Origin of the sequence: Brucella sp. RRSP16 (assembly GCF_052246815.1) — a bacterium.
GTDB lineage: Bacteria > Pseudomonadota > Alphaproteobacteria > Rhizobiales > Rhizobiaceae > Brucella > Brucella intermedia.
Genome location: NZ_JBQQAM010000027.1, coordinates 1 through 17,312 on the forward strand (window position 1 = coordinate 1; position 17,312 = coordinate 17,312).

The following is a 17,312-nucleotide window of genomic DNA, read 5'->3' on the forward strand; positions in this document are numbered from 1 at the left end:
GATGACATTTTTGGGGAAATGAGACCCTTTGAAATCGATCGCCATACCCAGTCACCTCGCCCAATTATGCGCACCGAAGCGACAATAACGCAGCAGAAGTGAAAAATTCGCGACAGAACCCTCCGTCATGAGCCTGACTTCCGCCATCACACCATTCCGGCTTATCGGACGGCGCGCTTTTCAATGAGCCACGCGGGCATGCATTGCGCGATATCTGCGTCATATATCCTGTCATCGTCGCCTGCGCGAGAAGCCAGTCTTTCGAAACAGACACGTCGGCTCGCGCCGACTGCCTGAACAAACAGAGATAGCGGCCTCCGACAAAGCTGCTGCCGAATTCACGCTCGCCTTAAATTGCTGCAGGCTCTTTCCGCGCTGCAAGATGGCGGATCAGAACGGGTACCAACAGCAGCAGACCTACGGCCGACGAGTAAATCTCCGGTGCGACCAGAAGCATCGCGCCGATGATCATCAGCACATTTTCCCACGCTTTGGTCCGCACGAGGAAGAAACCGGAAAGTGCAGCTCCCAGTGCGGTGATGCCGATGGCGCAGCCGAGAAATGCCAGCAAGAAATCCGGCCAGTTGAATCCCGACGTCACCAGCAGCAAAGACGGCGAAAAGACGAAGACGAACGGCACCAGCACCTTGCCCAGTCCGAGGCGGAATGCGGTGTTGCCCGTCTTGAACGGGTCCGCACCCGCCATGCCCGCCGCCGCATAAGCCGCCAGCGCTACGGGCGGCGTGATGTCTGCCAGAACGCCGTAATAGAAGACGAAGAAATGCGCGACGATCGGCTCGACGCCCAGAAGGCCGAGGGCCGGAGCGGCGATGGTGGCCATGATGATGTAATTGGCCGTCGTCGGGATGCCACAGCCCATCAGGATGCAGACGACGCCGGTCATGATGAGCGTGAACAGAAGGGTGAGCGTCTGCGGACCGAACCAGCTTGCCGGCAGAACGGTACCGAAGAAGGCTGCAAGCTGCCCTGCGGTGGACGTGACGATATAGGAGATCTTGAAGCCCACGCCGGTCAGCGTCACCACGCCAACGATGATGCCGACCGTGGCGGCAGCCGCGCCGACGGCAAGCGCATATTTCGCACCATCGCGCAGACCATCGAAGATTTCGCCGACGGTCATACGCTTGCGCGGATTGAGTAACCCTACCGCGATGCACAGCGTGATGCCCCAGAAGGCCGCGAGATAGGGCGTATAGCCGGACAGAAGCACACCGATTAGCACGATCAGCGGAATGACGGTCGGCCAGTCGCGCTTGAACGCTTCCTTCAGATCGGGCAGTTCCTCGCGGGTCATGCCACGCAGACCGTTGCGCTTGGCCTCGAAATGCACCTGCATCAAAACGCCGAAGAAATGCATGAAGGCCGGAACAATGGCGGCCAGAATGATCGTCGTATATGGCAGATTGAGGAATTCTATCATAAGGAAGGCGGCAGCGCCCATGATGGGCGGCGTGATCTGACCGCCGGTCGAGGATGCGGATTCCACGGCGGCCGCGAAATGGCGCTTGTAGCCGAGCCGGATCATGGCCGGGATGGTCAGCGATCCGACAGTGACTGTGTTGGCGACCGAGGAACCGGAAATCATGCCGAACAGCGCGGAGCCGAAAATCGACACTTTCGCGGGACCGCCCGCAAAACGCCCTGCCACCCAGGCTGCACAGTCGAGGAACAACTGGCCAAGGCCGATGCGCGTGGCGAAAACGCCGAACAGCACGAAATGGAAGACATAGGTTGCGACAACGCCGAGCGCGATGCCGTAAATGCCCTGTGTGGTCAGATAGAGATGATTGACCAACTGGCTGACCGTGGCGCCGGGATGAACAAGAATACCCGGCATGGACGGTCCGTAAAGTGCGTAAAGCATGAACAGGATAGAAATAATCGGCAGGGGCCAACCCACCGATCGGCGCGTCGCTTCCAGAAGAATAAGAATCAGGAGGCCCCCGAGCACCACATCGGTGGTCGTCGGATTGCCGACGCGGAAAGCCAGATCGTCAAGCGGGATCAATGGCACATGGAGAACAGCCACGACCGCGACAATCGCCAGCGCCCAGTCGATGATCGATATGCCGAGTGGCCGCAGCAGCGAGGAAACCGCCGGCTTGTCATAACCCGTGCGGGAGAAAGGAAAGACGAGAAACACGAGGCCGAGCACGAACGAGAGATGGATGCCGCGGTGCACCATTTCCGACAGGATACCGAAGCCGGCCGTGTAGTAATGAAAAAGCGACAGGACGATCAGAAGGCCGCCAACGATGCGGGCAGCGAGCGGAGCCAGCGGGCGGAAACGAATTTCGGTATCGAACTGCTCTTCAAGTTCGCGCGCCTTGGCCTCGTCCAGTTCCATCGGCGCGAGTTTTACGTTCTGGTCCTCAGACATGTCGGTTCAACTCCATGTCGCCCGTTCCGACTGGGCCAAATAAGAAATTGGGAGACGGCCGCTCAATCTCTGAGTTGCCGTCCCACATGCTTCGATTCTTTCATGAAAACGGTAGGAAGTTTCCTGGAATTATTTCAGGACACCTGCTTCCTCATAAAAGCGTTCCGCTCCCGGATGCAGCGGAATGCCCTGGCTGGCCGTGGCCGTATCGAGCTTGATCAGCTTGCCCTTGGCATGGCCGGCATCGAGCGCCTTCTGACTGGCTTCATTGAACAGCACCTTGGTGATGTTGTAGACGAGTTCATCCGGCTGCTTGGCGCTTGTCACCCATTGCGCAGCGACAGCAAGCGTCTGGGTTTCGCCGACGTCCTTATAGGTGTCGGCAGGGACGGTATCCTTCGTGAAGAATGAATACTTCTCCAGAATCTTGTCGGCTTCCGGGCCGCTGATCGGAACCAGAGCGATACCGTTGGAGGTGGCAAGTTCGGAAATCGCCCCGGTCGGATAGCCGCCAACGAAGAAATAGGCGTCGAGCGCGCCGTCTTTCAGCCGTTCACCCGCAGGGCCGGGCTTGAGATGTTCCGCCTTTACGTCGCTCTCGCTGAGGCCATAGGCTTCAAGAACGATGCGCGCATCGACGATCGTGCCCGAACCCGGCTCATCAAGCGAAACACGCTTGCCCTTGAGATCCGCAACCGACTTGATGCCGGAATCCTTGCGCGCGACCAGATGGATGGTTTCGGGATAGAGCGTGGCAAGAAGCCGGAGGTCTTCCACCTTTCCCTTGCCGTCATAGAGTCCCGTTCCCGTATAGGCCCAATAGGCTACGTCCGACTGTGTGAACCCCGATTCCAGCGAGCCCGACTGCACCGCGTTGATGTTCGCCACCGAACCGTTCGAGGACACCGCCGTCGCCACCAGGCCCGGCACACCCTTGTCGCCCGCGCCGGAGATCGCGTTCGCGATCAGGCCGCCGATGGGATAATAAGTACCGGCCGTACCGCCGGTACCGATGCGGAAAAAGGCAGGAGCCTGTGCAAACGCGATACCGGCGCCTAGAGCCACAGCCCCTGCAAACGCTGCAATCATCCCGCGCCGGGTAAATATTCCAAATGTCATAACCGCCTCTTTCCCTCATAAATTATGTTCGAATTGTGTCCGTCGAGCATGGAAAGCATAACCCGGCTTGTCAATAGTCCGGTGGACAATTTGGATAAGTCGACCGACTCGTCTACCGCTTGTGCATAAAACGGAAACGCGTGAAGCAGCATGACAATCAGTTGCGGGCGGCCTACCAAAAACCTTCACGCTTATAGTCTTAATGCGTCACGAAATCTTGGTCCGGGGATTCGCCCATGGCGTGGTGTGATACGCTGCCGATTCACAGCGATGGATGAGCGACATGGAGAGGATGGACGATGGGCGGGCAAGCGCGTTCGATGAGTATGTGGAGGCGCTGGTCAAAGTGATCGGACACCGCTGATCGTGCGGAATCTCTATTGTACGGGGTTGATGATGCCGTGGCGCGCAACAGCGTAGAGCAACTGGCAGCGGTGAAGGCCCTGCCCGCGCTTCTGCCAAGCACCATCTTTGCTGCATTTCGTAGGATGTCATTAAGCATGGAATAAGGACCCCATTTGAGGGGTTATCGGCATCCAAACGGGGCTCTGACGCAATCTCGCTGACATCAGGTCGCTCCGATGACACGTGCTTCCAGCAGATCGAGCTTCCCACGTCCATACATTTGCCTCTTGATGAGTTTTAGCTTGGTGATCTGTCCCTCTGTCTGGCCGTTAGACCACTGCGAGGTTATCGCATTTTGGACGGCTGCCCTGTCGCGGATGATACCGTTCGCGAATGGGGCGACCAAGCTTGCTGCTGCGCGGTCGATCCACGTGTCCAGATCATCTTTGGACTTGCGCCGCAGTATTTCGTGGAAGCTTTCCACAACATCTCTGGCCTCGACTAGGTCTGGTAGTTGCTCCTCGATCGCAGCGACCGTCATCGTCTGCGCCTTGGTCAAGTTGTTGCGTTCAAGTGTCATTAGGCGAACGATGGTGCGTGCCGCCGGCGCGTGGCCGAGCCCGTTTTCGGCTTTTTCGGCCCGCCTTCGTCGTGTTGCCCATTCAGTGACAACGCGGAGACCTCCGCCAAAACCAGCCAGTCGAAGCTGCCGCCACAGTTCAGCGCCGTTTCGTGATCCGGCGTCCCATTGCGCTTCAAGCCACGGTAGGTGTGGTTCGAGCGAAGTTTGCCGGACTCGGAAGATGTCGGTCCTTTGACCACGAACAATGCTGCGAACCAGCTTTCGGCTATGCCCGGTTCTGCGTACGATTTCCTTGATGGACAGGCCTTCGCCGACGAGTCCACGAATGACAGAGTTTGTCTCTTCACGTCGCAGATATCCGTCATATTGCAAGCGCTCGGCGGCAGTCAGAAGCTTAGGGTTTACGGTTGCTGTCCCGACTGCAATGCGGACCTGCCGCATCGACTTGCGGACGGCATCAAGAAAAGCGTGGCTAGCGTTTTCCATGAGATGCCAGCGGTCGGCGACCTGTTCGGCCTGTGGCAGGGCTTGCGCAGCGGCCCGCGCATACGCGCCGCCGCGGTCTCTTGCCACGATTTCGATTTGCGGCTGCTCGACCAGCCAGGCCTTTGCGGTCGAGGGTTCCCGGTCGGGCAACAACGCGATCGTCTTTCGCCGTTCCAGATCGCAGATGATCGTGCCATATCGATGATTTCGACGCCAGGCCCAGTCATCAATGCCGATTACAGTCGGTGGCGTCGACGGTGGGCGATCATATCGGCGAACAGTTCGTAGAAGCGTATCATTGCTAACCGGCAATCCGAGACGATCCGCAAAGCGCGCCGCCGGGCGACCGCCCAGTGCAAGAGCAAGATGCCGAACGAGGCAGTCCAGACGGGCTGTCCGGCGAGCCATGGGACGGATCACATCATCACCGAAGCGCTCGGCGAAGATCTTTCGGCGGCAATGGGCGGCACTACAGACGAAGCGTCGGACGGTCAGGTGCAGTTCGATCCTTCGGCCCGCACACGGCAGATCGGCAATTATTCGAGAATAGCGACTATGAACACGACGGGAGGCGGTTCCGCAGTGGGGGCATGTGCAATCTTGGGATCGACCGTAGGCGGCGACGATAATCGCGTCGCCGGCATCACGCACCTCATCAACGTTTAGTTCGCTAGGGATAAGATCAGAGAGACGGAACTGGGCTCGCATGGCGCTGATTCTCCTCTGGAAACAACGCCAATTGAATCCAGAACATCAGCGAGATTGAGTCAGACCCCTTATTCCATGCTTAATGACAGTCATGACAAAAGGCGTTCAGCCTGGGCGACCTATAGGCGCTGCGAATAGCGATGTGCCCGAATGCCTCTCGCAGGGGTTCGAGAATCCGCTGCGCCAGCTGACGTCCGGCCTCCAACGCCAACTCCGGCTGCTCCGGGATATTGGGCACGCCATGGAGGTTTCCCACCTCTGAATAGAGCATCTCGCGCATGAAGAAATTCTTGGAAAGCCGCTCGCGACCGAAGTCGGTGAGCGCTGCGACGCTGTCGATTGATGACTTCACAAAAGCATCCTCAGGGCAGTCTTGACCGTGCGACAGACTGTAGACCCGACCGATTGATGGAACTATAGTGATAATTCACAAGTCATAATTCCATAATTCGGATGAATATCGTGGGCCAGCTGTCGCTATTGCGGGCCTTTGTGGCCATGGTCGAGGAAGGCAGCCTCGCCGCGGCCGCACGCGCGCTGCGCCGATCACCGCCCGCCGTCAGCCGCTCCCTCGCGGAGCTCGAGGCTCTGACAGGGGTGAGCCTCATCGAACGCACGACGCGACGCTTCAAGCCGACAGACGCCGGCCTTCCGCTCGCCGATCATGCGAGGCAGATACTGACAGCCTTTGAAGAGGCCCTTTCCGAGGCGTCGGGAGAAACCCTTGCGCCCCGTGGGCTCGTTCGGATCACCGCCCCGCTGACCTTCGGTCGCGAACATGTCGCGCCGGCGGCGACCTCTATCCTTGATACTCACCCTCAGATCGTGATCGACCTGCCGTTGGCCGACCGCATCGTGGATCTCCATGATGAGAATTTCGATCTGGGCGTCCGGATAGGGGAGGTGGCCGACACATCGCTCATCCGCTTCAAGCTTGGGCAGGTGCGTGAAGTCACGGTCGCTTCGCCAAGGTATCTGGAAGGTCGCGGCACGCCACTCTCGCCCTCAGACCTTTCGGGTCACGATACGATTCAGCACTCAAGTCTGGGCGCATTCGAACCTTGGTGGTTCCAGACTCCGGAGGGACGCCCTGAGAAGGCGGTCGTCAAGGCGCGCTTCGCAATCAATCAGGCCGACGCCGCCATTGCCGCAGCACGCGCCGGCCGAGGCCTCGTCCGCGCCCTCTCATATCAGGTCGCTGACGACATCCGGCGCGGAGACTTGAAGCTCGTACTGGAACAGTTCGAACCACCTCCCAAGCCAGTGAACCTGGTCTGGCCGGAAACACGGCGCTCGCTAGGTCGGGTGAGGCTCGTCATTGACCACCTGAAGATCCTCAAAAGCCTGGAGGTTCTAAAGTCGGTTCCGGAGATTTTGTAAGCGATGCGCGAGCTAGGGCACGACAATCTGCCTCTGTAATCGTCAGGCTTGTTTCCGAAACCAGTCCAGCAGCCGTGAGCCGTTCGTTTGCCGGGCGTCTCGTGAGAAAAACCGCCCCAGTAGGTTGGCCCCGGCTATGTCAGACAGCCGCAAGAGCGCGGCTGTCTTCAACTGATCGCCGACGAGATGTTCCGAAGCGAGCACGGCTCCCCGGCCTGCAAGAGCGGCATCCAAAGCGTGGACTTCTTCAGAGAATGTCCGGCTGATTTTCGGCGATAATGCAGAAACGGCAGGGAGAAGGTGGAGGGCCGGGATTAGCGTGTGTTGTATGCGCTACCTGTTTTTCTGAGCGGTACAGAAGCTCTATTATTGCAAATCACGTAATAATGAAGTGTCAACTTTGGGCGTTCCGTCTGAATAATCGTCCGTAGCACCCTACGACTGCGGATCGGGAATGGACCCGGACGACACTCGCAGGAGCGCAGAATGAAGCTTTATCACCATCCGCTGTCGGGCCATTCTCACCGGGCACGGCTCTTCCTTTCGCTGCTCGGCCTGTCTCATGACCTGGTCGAAGTCGATCTCAAGTCGGGCGCACACAAGAAGACGGACTTCCTCGAAATGAACCCGTTCGGCCAGGTCCCCGTCCTCGATGACGATGGTGTCTTCATTTCCGATTCCAACGCGATCCTGGTCTATCTTGCGAAGAAGGCCTCTCGCACGGATTGGCTGCCGGAGGATGCTAAGGGTGCTGCCGTCATCCAGCGCTGGCTGTCGGTTGCCGCCGGCGAAATCGCCTATGGCCCGGCCGCAGCGCGACTGATCACGGTCTTCGGCGCCAAGTTCAATCCGGAAGAAGTCATCAATCGCGCGCACACGGTACTGGGCAGAATGGAAAGCCAGCTCACCGATCGCGACTGGCTGGTTGGCGACCGCCCGACGATCGCAGACGTCGCCATCTACAGCTATGTGGCACGCGCGCCCGAAGGAAACGTCGATCTTTCGGACTACCCATCCGTCGGCGCCTTCCTCCGCCGTGTGGAAGCGCTGCCGGGTTTTGTGGATTTCGTCCGCACGCCGGTGGGCCTCGCAGCAGCATGAATGCGAGCGGAGCGTGCCTGCCCGCGCGCTCTGCCACTCCTGGAGGGCGGGACATGCGCACCAAGACACCATCGACATGGCATGAAGGCGAAAGGCTCCTTCAAGAGAAGGTGGGCGTCGTCGAACGCATGGCCGAAGTCGGCCAGCGCGTCGTCCGCGACTACATGCCCGACCAGCATCGCGACTTCTACGCCCAGCTCCCCTTTATCGTGCTCGGCAGCGTCGATTCCGGGGATGACGCATGGGCGACCTTCGTCGAAGGCCGGCTCGGCTTCATATCCTCTCCTTCGCCGACCGTGCTCGACATTGCGGCGCCGACGGACGCAACCGACCCGGCCAGCGGGGGCATCGCGGACGGCAAGCCGGTCGGTCTGCTCGGCATCGAGATGCATACCCGTCGGCGCAATCGCATGAACGGGTTCGTTTCCGCGATGGAGGACGGCTTTCGTGTCAACGTCGATCAGAGTTTCGGAAACTGTCCGCGCTATATCCAGCTGCGAGATTTCGCATTCACTCGCGAACCCGGGCAGGCATTCTCGGGGACCATGGAGAACCTTCCCGCATTCGACGGTCCGGCCCGTGCCATGATCAGAGGCGCCGACGCCTTCTTCGTCGCATCCTACGTCGACCGCGAAGACAGGCGGCAGGTGGATGTCTCCCATCGTGGCGGGAATGCCGGTTTCGTCCGTATAGGGGATGACGGGACGCTGACGATCCCGGACTTCGACGGCAACCTGTTCTTCGCGACGCTCGGCAACATCCTGGTGAACGGCAAGGCGGGGCTGCTTGTCGTGGACTTCACGAGAGGCGATATGCTGCAGATGACCGGTGACGCCGAGGTCATTCTGGACTCCCCCGAGATCACGGCCTTCCAGGGAGCCGAACGACTCTGGACGTTCAAGCCCCGGCGGATCGTCCGCCGCGCCAATGCCCTGGCTCTGCGTTGGGGCTTCCAAAAGGACGGTTGGCCCCCAAGTACCCTGATGACGGGCAACTGGGCGCGGGCTGCCGACCGGCTGCGCGCGGCTGAACTTGCCAGGCAGTGGCGCCCGCTGACTGTTGCCAGGATCGTCAAGGAGAGCGAAACGATCCGCTCGTTCCACCTGCAGCCCGGCGATGGCGCGGGGCTTCTGCCACACGCTGCCGGGCAACACCTGCCGATTCGCGTGACGCCGCCAGGCCGCGAAAAGCCCGTGATCCGCATCTACTCGCTTTCCGTCGCTCCCTCGGACGGCACCTACCGCATAAGTGTCAAGCGGAACGGACTGGTATCGCGGTTTCTGCACGACAGCGTTGCCGTTGGCGACATTATCGAGGTGCGGGCGCCCGCCGGCGGCTTCACGATTGACGCCGGGGCGAAACGCCCAGCCGTGCTCGTTGCCGGCGGCGTCGGGATTACGCCACTGCTCGCGATGCTCCGTCACATTGTCTATGAAGGGCTTCGCACGCAGCGCGTTCGTCCCGTCACGCTGTTCCATGCCGCGCGTTCAAAGAACGAGCGTCCCTTCGAAAAGGAAATAGCCGAACTTGCCGCGGCCACGAAAGGCGCGATGCAGGTCGTTCGGGTCCTGAGCAACATTGATGGTGCCGAAATGGGTATCGATTACGATGCCGCCGGTAGGATCGACATGGCGCTGCTTGCCCGCTACCTGCCGTTTAACGACTATGATTTCTATCTCTGTGGTCCGCCGCCGTTCACCCAGGCGCTTTATGACGGGCTTCGCGGCCTCGAGATCACTGACGACCGCATCCATACCGAGGCATTCGGCCCTTCGTCCCTGAAACGAACCTCTGACGCGGCCGCGATAGTGCCAGTTCCGGCCCGCACGCCGCCATCCACCCGGCCGTGCCTGTCATGTTCGTGAATTCGCTGAAGGAGGCGCGTTGGACGCCCGGGTCCGGCACATTGCTGGAACTGGCGGAAGGACGCGGTCTCGAACCCGAGTTCAGTTGCCGGGCTGGAAACTGCGGCACATGCCGCACCCGCTTGATCGAGGGCGCGGTGACCTATCTGAAGGAGCCGACCGCAAAGGTCGACGAAGGTGAGGTCCTGCTCTGCTGCGCCGTCCCTTCAGACCAGAATCGGGGCGGTATCCTGCTTGCTGTCTGAGGGCGGGACTGCTGCACATTCTCGACCTCGATGTTCAGCTTCAGACCGCCTTTACTGTGAACATATGAGAACGTCGTTTCGACAACCAGAGGAGCCAAAAGATGTCTCGTCCCCCACTTCCCCCTTTCACCGAGCAAAGCGCCATCGAAAAGGTCCGCCTTGCGGAAGATGGCTGGAATACCCGCGATCCCGCGAAAGTCGCTCTCGCCTATACCTTGGACACGCGGTGGCGCAACCGCGTTGAATTCGTGACCAACCGTGCAGAAGCGCAAGCCTTCCTGACCCGCAAGTGGAACAAGGAACTGGAATACCGCCTGATCAAGGAGCTCTGGGCCTTCACAGAAAACCGGATCGCAGTGCGCTACGCCTATGAATACAGCGATGACAGCGGTCAATGGTTCCGCGCCTATGGCAACGAGAACTGGGAATTCACCGAGGACGGCCTGATGCGGACCCGCCATGCCAGCATCAACGAACACCCGATCACCGAGGCTGATCGGAAGTTTCGCTGGCCACTTGGCCGTCGGCCGGACGATCACCCCGGCCTGAGCGACTTCGGCTTCTAAAGTAATTCCAGCGAAAGTGCGAAGCAGTTTGGCGTCCGGGAATTGCATTAAAATAAGAGTTAGCGTGTTTTCGCGATTCAAAGACAAGCGGAAATGCTCTGGATCACGTCTCACGTTTGGGAGAGATCGACCCATGACCGAGTTCAAGCTGGACGAGCGCATCCGACTGCCGGTGGAGCTCGCGCTCACTGCGACGAGCAACGATTCTTTCCTGTTTCGGAAACAGGAAGCATCCGCACGCGCCATGAGCATGATGGGCGCAGAGATCGACGTTGCGCGAAGGGTTCAGCTTCGATCTTAAGATATCGAAGGCGATAGCCTTGGCGCTGGCGGTCTGTGAAGAAAACCGTCAGCGTGCTCTTCGCACAGGACTGTGCGCGCGAAGCTGCGCGGAAATCGAGAAGATGGCTGCGGCATTCCGGCAGTCGAGCTCCTGAGCCACGGTCGGTTTCTCATGAAGACTTGCTTCCTTGCCTACGACATCCCTATCATTGTCTCCAGCGCCGGGAGGTAAGCAGTTGGATCGTTGGCAAGCAATGCGGATATTCGTGAAGGTGGCCGAAACCGAGAGTTTTGCAGAAACTGCCCGCCACTTGAATATGAGCGCGCCTGCAGTGACACGCGCTGTCGCTTCGCTCGAGGATCTCATCGGAGCGCGTCTGTTCGTGCGAACGACGCGCTCGGTAAAGATGACCGAGGCAGGGTCACGCTATTTCGAGGATTGCCGCCGGATTCTTGCGGACATCGCTGAAGCAGAGGCGGCAGCGGGAGGCTCCGATGCCACGCCGACTGGAACGCTTTCCCTGACCGCTTCAGTGTTGTTTGGCCAAATGCATGTGCTTCCGATCGTGATGGAATATCTAGACGCTTATCCCGCCATGAAGGCCAAGACCCTTTTCGTTGATCGCCCCGTGAACATCATCGATGAAGGAATCGATGTGGCCGTCCGTATCGGCCGTCTCCCGGACTCGGGTCTTTCGTCCATAAAGGTCGGCACTGTCCGGCGTGTTATCTGTGGATCGCCGGACTATTTCGAGCGTTATGGCATTCCGAATACTCCAGCGGACCTCAAGGATCACCGCATCGCCGTCTCGACAGGCGCCTGGGCCTCGCCTGAATGGCGGTTCGCCAACGAACAGCGCGTGACAATCGATGCCACCCTCCAATGCAATACCAACGAAGCTGCGATCACGTTCGCACGACAAGGCCGGGGGCTGACAAGAGTTCTCCACTACCAGATCGGACCGGCACTTATGGCAGGAGATCTGCAGATCGTACTCAGCGAGTATGAAGAGCCGCCGATGCCCATCCATATCCTGCATCCAGAGGGCAGGTCCGCCTCCGCCAAGGTTCGTGCGTTCGTGGATATCGCTAAAGCAGTCCTTCGTGAGAACCGTTTCCTCAACTGAATCCTCTTGCGAAGACTTCAGTCCGTGACCTCTCAAGCTTGAGCCGACCTGGCGGGTGCGACGGCACGACAATCTCCATCTGTGACCGTCAGGTTTGTTTCCGAAACCAGTCCAGCAGCGTCGTGAGCCGTTCTCTCGCCGGATGGCTCGTGAGGAAAACCGCCCAGTAGGTTGGCCCCGGCAAAGCGATATCCGATAGCCGCGAGAGCGCGCCTGTCTTTAATTGATCTCCGACGAGATGTTCCGAGGCGAGCACGGCTCCCTGGCCTGCCAGAGCGGCATCCAAGGCGTGGACTTCCTCGGAAAATGTCTGGCTGATTTTCGGGGAAGCGCCGTCTGCCTGGGCATGGGCCTGCCATCGCTCCCAGCTCGGCGCATTGGCCGCTCCCGATCTCCAGCGATAGTGCAGCAACGGCAGTGCAAGGATTTGATCCGGCGAAAGCAGCTCCGTGCCCGACAGCAGGCCAGGAGCACAGACGGGGATGAGGCGGTCTGGAAACAGACGATGCCATTCGGCATCCGTGCCGGGGCGCTCGGCATAGCGTATCGCCATGTCGATGCCCGAAACATGCAAGTCCGCAACGCGGTCATCCGCCTCGATGGCGACGCTTAATCCTGTCTGCTCGCGCAGTTGCGGAAGACGCGGCATCAACCACCTGCTGGCAAAAGCCATGGTGACGGAAAGGCGCAGCGGGCCATCCTGACGGTCTGACAACTGCTCGATGGCGGTTGCGATGCGATCGAGGGAATCCCTGAGCACCGGAAACAGCTTTTCGCCCGCAGTTGTAAGCCGGACCGGGCGTGGATAGCGCCGAAACAGCTCGACGCCGAGAATTTCCTCAAGCTGTCGTACCTGATGGCTGATTGCCGTCGGCGTCAGATGCAGCTCTTCGGCGGCAGCTGAGAAATGCAGATGCCGGGCCGCTGCCTCGAAGGCGCGCAGGCCGTGGAGCGGTGGAAGCTTTCGCAACTATAGACTCCGGAGGCTGATCATTGTCCATGATGAATCTGATTCATCCAACCCCTGAGATATACGCTTTGGCCAGCGTTTTCCACGCCTGATATTTTCAAAGCAGTCCCAACCAGCAATGAAAGGAAAATTCGATGAGCTGGCTATATCTTGGAGCTGCTGTAATATTTGAAATCGCCGTTGCTATCAGTGCCGGGAAGGCGAAAGGTTTCACGCATGTCGGGTGGACCGCCGTAACTCTCGTCAGCGGTGCAATCGCTACCTTCTTCCTCAGTCTCGCACTGCTGACCTTCGACGTTGGCGTCGGTTACGCCATCTGGACCTCGGTCGCGGGCGTCGGCATCGTCGTCCTGGGTGCGCTGTTCTTCGGCCAGCAATTGAACGTGAAGAAGCTGCTCGGGATCGCTCTCGTCATCGGCGGGGTCGTCGGCCTGCGCCTCAGCGGCGCGGCATAGCGCTCAATTGTACTCCACCCATCTCTCCCGATCTGAAAGGAACCCGAAATGACAAATGCAATCGAACAGCCGCAAAGCAGCGGCCGCGCCTGGGCCATGCTGATGCTCGCGAGCGCCTTCGAGATTGGCTATGCGCTCAGCGTCGGCGGCAGCCAGGCCTTCACGGTTCTCGGCTGGTCCATCGCCGCACTGCTCTTCTTCCTGCTGACGCTTTATTTCCTGAGTGCCGCCTTGCGGACCATCGATGTGGGAATTGGCTACGCCGTATGGGCAGGCATCGGCTCCGTCGGCGCGGCCGCGGCAGGCACCGTCCTTCTCGACCAACCCCTGACACTGATGCAGGCATTCTGGCTCGCGGTCATCATCGCCGGCGTCGTCTGGTTGAAGCTCTCCGACAGTCCGAAGCTCAAGGGAGCATCCTGATGGTCGCCGGCGCTTCCCGCCTGACGCAGCTCATGGAGGAGGCCGTCGCCTTCTCCATGCACCATGTCCACGAAGGCGGCATTCCATTCACCGCCTTCGTCGTCGATCACAACGGCCAAATCCTCGGGCGCGGGGTCAACCGTGTGCGGGCCCATCACGATCCCACTGCTCATGCCGAGGTCGAGGCGATACGTGATGCCTGTCGCACGCACGGCACGACCCATCTGACCGGAGCGACGTTGCTCGCGTCGGGAGAGCCATGCGCGATGTGCTACATGAGTGCACGCAGTGCAGGAATCTCGCAGGTCTTCTTCGCTGTCGACCGTGACGAGGCCGCTACGCATGGCTTCGATTATCGGGGCAGCTATCGTCTCTTCGTCGATGACCCTCAAACATGGCAATCGCCTACCGTGAGCAAGCTTGCTGTGTCGAGGGGATTGAAGCCTTTTCTGGCGTTTCATCCCGAACGGCGCGCTCCATAGGATCGCGGCTTTGCGAAATCAGCCTTCGCAAACTCCACAGAAATTCGGTTATGTGGAGCGCAACATAACCGAATGACGTTGAAAGTCGTGCAGAGGTCTTGACGATTATCCTCGCGGCGGCGCGGGACAATGATCCGGTCGGGGCTGATGTGACTTTCTCCGCTCTCACTATGCGGGCGCGAGCTTAATCGCCACGATGCCGACAACGATCAGCACAACGCCGCCGAGCCGCATCAGGTTGATCGTCTCGCCGAACAGCGCGATACCGAGCAGCACCGTTCCGGCTGCGCCGATGCCGGTCCATATCGCATAGGCGGTGCCGACCGGCAGAACCTCCAGCACCCGACCGAGCAGATAGACGAAGGCGGCGAGTAAGGCGAGAGACAGGATCGTCCAGCCGGGGCGTGTGTAGCCTTCGGCATATTTGATCGAGATCGCCCAGGCCACGTCGAGAACGCCGGCGATGATCAGCAGCAGCCATGCAAGACCCTGGCTCATCATTGCACCGCCAGCGGTTCTGCCGTCACGACGCCACCTTCATGCCTTCGGCGTGCATCGCCTCCCGCACGGCGGGACGTTCCCCGACCTGCGCCTGGAAATCGCGCAGATGCGGGAAGGCGGAAAGATCGACCCTGGCGAAATCCGACCATCCGACAATGGTGAACAGGTAGGCGTCGGCGGCGGTGAAGGTTTCGCCGAGCAGGAAGGGGCCGGCTGCCGCCAGATGACGCTCCACATGGGCCAGCCGCTGAGCAATCTTGGCACGAGCGACCTCCTGCGCCTGCACGCCATATTCCGGGTGGAACAGCCACGGGCTGGACATCTTGTGGAGTTCGGTGGCGATGAAATTGAGCCAGGATTGCAGAGCCACGCGCTCCGGCGTGCCGGCGGCGGGGGCGAGCCCGGAGCCGGGCCGGAGGTCGGCGAGATATTGGACGATCGCGACGCCCTCCGTCAGCACCGAACCGTCGTCGAGGACCAGAGCCGGCACGTAGCCGCTCGGGTTCACGGCCGAATAGTCGTCTCCTTTTCCAGTGACATGCGGCGATTTCCTGATGTCCACGCGCTCCAGATCGAGCGGGACACTGGCTTCGCACGCCACGATATGCGGCGAGAGCGAGCAGGTGCCGGTGGCGTAGTAGAGTTTCATGGTCCAATCTCCTGAAGCTTGTAGCCTGATGTCGAAGCCAATCTAGCGCCAGCGGATGCGCAAGGCTCATTGGCATTTCGCCAGCGGCGCTTGCGTGACTGCAAGCGAAGAAGATGCTATTCCTGTCAGCATGGACGATTGGAACGAAGTCAGGCTCGTGCTGGCGGTTCAGCGCGCCGGCAGCCTGACGGCGGCGGCGCTAGCGCTCGGCATCGACCACTCCACCGCCTTCCGCCGCCTGAAAGCGCTGGAGGAACGGCTCGGCGTGCGGCTGTTCGAGCGGCTTCCGGCCGGCGCTTATCAGACGACCGAGGCAGGCGCGCGCATGGCTGCCGGCGCCGAGCGCATGGAGGACGAGGCGCTGGCGCTCGACCGGGACATCTCGGGCCGTGATCGTCGTCTGTGCGGACGCCTGAAGGTCACGTCATCCGAGACGCTGGCCTACAGCCGATTGACAACGCATCTCGCTGCGTTCCGGCAGGCCCATCCCGGCATCGTCGTGGAACTGGCGATCGAGAATCGCGTGCTCAGCCTGTCGCGCCGCGAGGCCGACATCGCTTTGCGGCCGGTCCGTCCGAAGGAAGGCGATCTCTGGGGGCGCAAGCTGTCGCGCATCGCCTGGGCGCTCTATGCCAACGCGGCCTATCTCGACGCCAACGGTGGCCCGCTCTCAACCGCCAGCGACGTGGATCGCCATGCACTTATCGGCTGGGAGGAACCTGCCTCGGGCATCGCCGCGGCCGACTGGCTTTCGCAGGCAGCCCCCTCGGAGGCGTTCGTTTATCGCACGAACAGCCTTGTCAACCAGCTCGTCGCAGCGAAGGCCGGCATCGGACTGGCGCTGCTGCCCTGTTATCTCGGCGACAGCGAGGCCGGCGTGACGAGAGCCGTGCCGGAGCCGGTCGCCGAATTGAGCGGCGAACTCTGGATCGTCACCCATGCCGATCTCAAGGGGACGGCGCGCGTGCGGGCCTTCTTCGATCTCGTCGGCGAAGGGTTGGCGCGCGAGCGGGAATTGTTTGAGGGTGCGGCCAATTCGTAAGCGATGGGCCGCGCTATCGCTACCTGGTGTCCTGGAAACAGCAGAAATCCGATCGGTCCCAACGCGTATGATCGTTCTGCCGACGTCTGGAGCCCTGTCATCAGGCAGAGCGTGGAGCGGTTGGTATCGTTAGCCGCATGAGCGCTGAAACAAAGACGAACGCCCCCGCCGGAGCGGAGGCCGTGCGCATACATTGGATCAGGATGTGAGAGCCTTAAAATGGAGGTCCTTAAGCACCTTGATCACCATATTCCTGGCTGGTCAGCAGATCGGCAAGTTTCTGCGCTGCGGGCCCACGTGCCTCGTCCCGACGGTGGGCGACATAAGCACTGGATGTAATCTCCCCACTGCGGCCCATGGCGCTAACATTGAGACGCACGAGCGTTCCCTGTTCCAAATCCCTCTCAACGAGCCAATGGGGGAGCCGCCCCCAGCCTGCTCCCCCCAGGATGAGATGGTGCTTGGTATCCTGCGTGTTGACGCGGCAGGTCTGTGACGAAACCACCCCGAAATCCCGGCCTGCTGATATGTCGGACGGGTCGGTCAGAACGATCTGGAGATGATCGGCAACATCCATCAGCT

General features: G+C 60.3%; 17 protein-coding genes and 1 pseudogene. 10 read left to right on the forward strand and 8 right to left on the reverse strand.

Annotated elements, in window-relative coordinates:
* Positions 1-349 precede the first annotated feature (349 nt).
* The 4 genes from ACS5UA_RS22220 to ACS5UA_RS22235 form a co-directional block, all read right to left on the reverse strand.
* Positions 350-2,401, reverse strand: a complete 2,052-nt coding sequence (locus tag ACS5UA_RS22220; protein ID WP_443101845.1) for a TRAP transporter permease — start codon at positions 2,399-2,401, stop codon at positions 350-352.
* A gap of 129 nt (positions 2,402-2,530) precedes the next feature.
* Entirely contained in the window at positions 2,531-3,520 is a 990-nt protein-coding gene (locus ACS5UA_RS22225; RefSeq protein WP_443101846.1) for a TAXI family TRAP transporter solute-binding subunit, read from the reverse strand.
* Positions 3,521-4,088: 568 nt separating this feature from the next.
* Positions 4,089-5,642: an ISL3 family transposase gene (locus tag ACS5UA_RS22230; protein ID WP_443101847.1), complete on the reverse strand. Its 1,554-nt coding sequence runs from the start codon at positions 5,640-5,642 to the stop codon at positions 4,089-4,091.
* Between the two features lie 79 nt (positions 5,643-5,721).
* Positions 5,722-5,994 (reverse strand): hypothetical protein, encoded by a 273-nt coding sequence (locus tag ACS5UA_RS22235; RefSeq protein ID WP_443101848.1) that lies wholly within the window; start codon positions 5,992-5,994, stop codon positions 5,722-5,724.
* 110 nt (positions 5,995-6,104) lie between these two features.
* On the opposite strand from ACS5UA_RS22235, the gene ACS5UA_RS22240 reads away from it, so the two are divergent.
* From ACS5UA_RS22240 to ACS5UA_RS22265, 6 genes and pseudogenes are all read left to right on the forward strand, one after another.
* Complete coding sequence (locus tag ACS5UA_RS22240) at positions 6,105-7,022, forward strand: LysR family transcriptional regulator (protein WP_443101849.1); 918 nt, start codon at positions 6,105-6,107, stop codon at positions 7,020-7,022.
* 486 nt (positions 7,023-7,508) lie between these two features.
* Positions 7,509-8,123 carry a glutathione S-transferase family protein gene (locus ACS5UA_RS22245; protein WP_443101850.1) on the forward strand — a complete coding sequence of 205 codons (615 nt, stop codon included), beginning with the start codon at positions 7,509-7,511 and terminating at the stop codon, positions 8,121-8,123.
* A gap of 53 nt (positions 8,124-8,176) precedes the next feature.
* Positions 8,177-10,233 (forward strand): annotated as a pseudogene (locus ACS5UA_RS22250) (2Fe-2S iron-sulfur cluster-binding protein).
* Positions 10,234-10,334: 101 nt separating this feature from the next.
* Positions 10,335-10,799, forward strand: coding sequence for a nuclear transport factor 2 family protein (locus ACS5UA_RS22255; RefSeq protein WP_375850430.1), 465 nt, complete (start codon positions 10,335-10,337; stop codon positions 10,797-10,799).
* Positions 10,800-10,932: 133 nt separating this feature from the next.
* Positions 10,933-11,100 (forward strand): hypothetical protein, encoded by a 168-nt coding sequence (locus tag ACS5UA_RS22260; protein WP_443101851.1) that lies wholly within the window; start codon positions 10,933-10,935, stop codon positions 11,098-11,100.
* Between the two features lie 217 nt (positions 11,101-11,317).
* A complete protein-coding gene (locus ACS5UA_RS22265; protein WP_375850432.1) occupies positions 11,318-12,208 on the forward strand; it encodes a LysR family transcriptional regulator in 891 nt (296 codons plus the stop codon).
* 88 nt (positions 12,209-12,296) lie between these two features.
* On the opposite strand, the gene ACS5UA_RS22270 is transcribed toward ACS5UA_RS22265, so the two are convergent.
* Complete coding sequence (locus ACS5UA_RS22270) at positions 12,297-13,178, reverse strand: LysR substrate-binding domain-containing protein (RefSeq protein WP_375850433.1); 882 nt, start codon at positions 13,176-13,178, stop codon at positions 12,297-12,299.
* Positions 13,179-13,312: 134 nt separating this feature from the next.
* On the opposite strand from ACS5UA_RS22270, the gene ACS5UA_RS22275 reads away from it, so the two are divergent.
* Genes ACS5UA_RS22275 through ACS5UA_RS22285 form a run of 3 tightly spaced genes read left to right on the forward strand, consistent with a single transcriptional unit; the run spans position 13,313 to position 14,538 of the window.
* The gene (locus tag ACS5UA_RS22275) at positions 13,313-13,633 is read left to right on the forward strand and encodes a DMT family transporter (RefSeq protein ID WP_375850434.1); all 321 of its coding nucleotides are present in this window, start codon (positions 13,313-13,315) and stop codon (positions 13,631-13,633) included.
* Positions 13,634-13,681: 48 nt separating this feature from the next.
* On the forward strand, positions 13,682-14,056 hold the full coding sequence (locus ACS5UA_RS22280) for a DMT family transporter (protein ID WP_285051360.1): 375 nt from the start codon (positions 13,682-13,684) through the stop codon (positions 14,054-14,056).
* A 56-nt stretch (positions 14,057-14,112) separates the two neighbouring features.
* Positions 14,113-14,538 (forward strand): nucleoside deaminase, encoded by a 426-nt coding sequence (locus tag ACS5UA_RS22285; protein ID WP_443101852.1) that lies wholly within the window; start codon positions 14,113-14,115, stop codon positions 14,536-14,538.
* A 168-nt stretch (positions 14,539-14,706) separates the two neighbouring features.
* On the opposite strand, the gene ACS5UA_RS22290 is transcribed toward ACS5UA_RS22285, so the two are convergent.
* Both ACS5UA_RS22290 and gstA read right to left on the reverse strand, forming a co-directional pair.
* A complete protein-coding gene (locus ACS5UA_RS22290; protein ID WP_443101853.1) occupies positions 14,707-15,036 on the reverse strand; it encodes a DMT family transporter in 330 nt (109 codons plus the stop codon).
* Between the two features lie 25 nt (positions 15,037-15,061).
* Positions 15,062-15,688 carry a glutathione transferase GstA gene (gstA, locus tag ACS5UA_RS22295; RefSeq protein WP_443101854.1) on the reverse strand — a complete coding sequence of 209 codons (627 nt, stop codon included), beginning with the start codon at positions 15,686-15,688 and terminating at the stop codon, positions 15,062-15,064.
* Between the two features lie 55 nt (positions 15,689-15,743).
* On the opposite strand from gstA, the gene ACS5UA_RS22300 reads away from it, so the two are divergent.
* Positions 15,744-16,730 (forward strand): LysR family transcriptional regulator, encoded by a 987-nt coding sequence (locus tag ACS5UA_RS22300; RefSeq protein WP_443101855.1) that lies wholly within the window; start codon positions 15,744-15,746, stop codon positions 16,728-16,730.
* Positions 16,731-16,959: 229 nt separating this feature from the next.
* Here the strand turns inward: ACS5UA_RS22300 and ACS5UA_RS22305 are convergent.
* Positions 16,960-17,312: LysR substrate-binding domain-containing protein (locus tag ACS5UA_RS22305; protein ID WP_443101856.1), on the reverse strand; the 353-nt coding region annotated here is incomplete at its 5' end.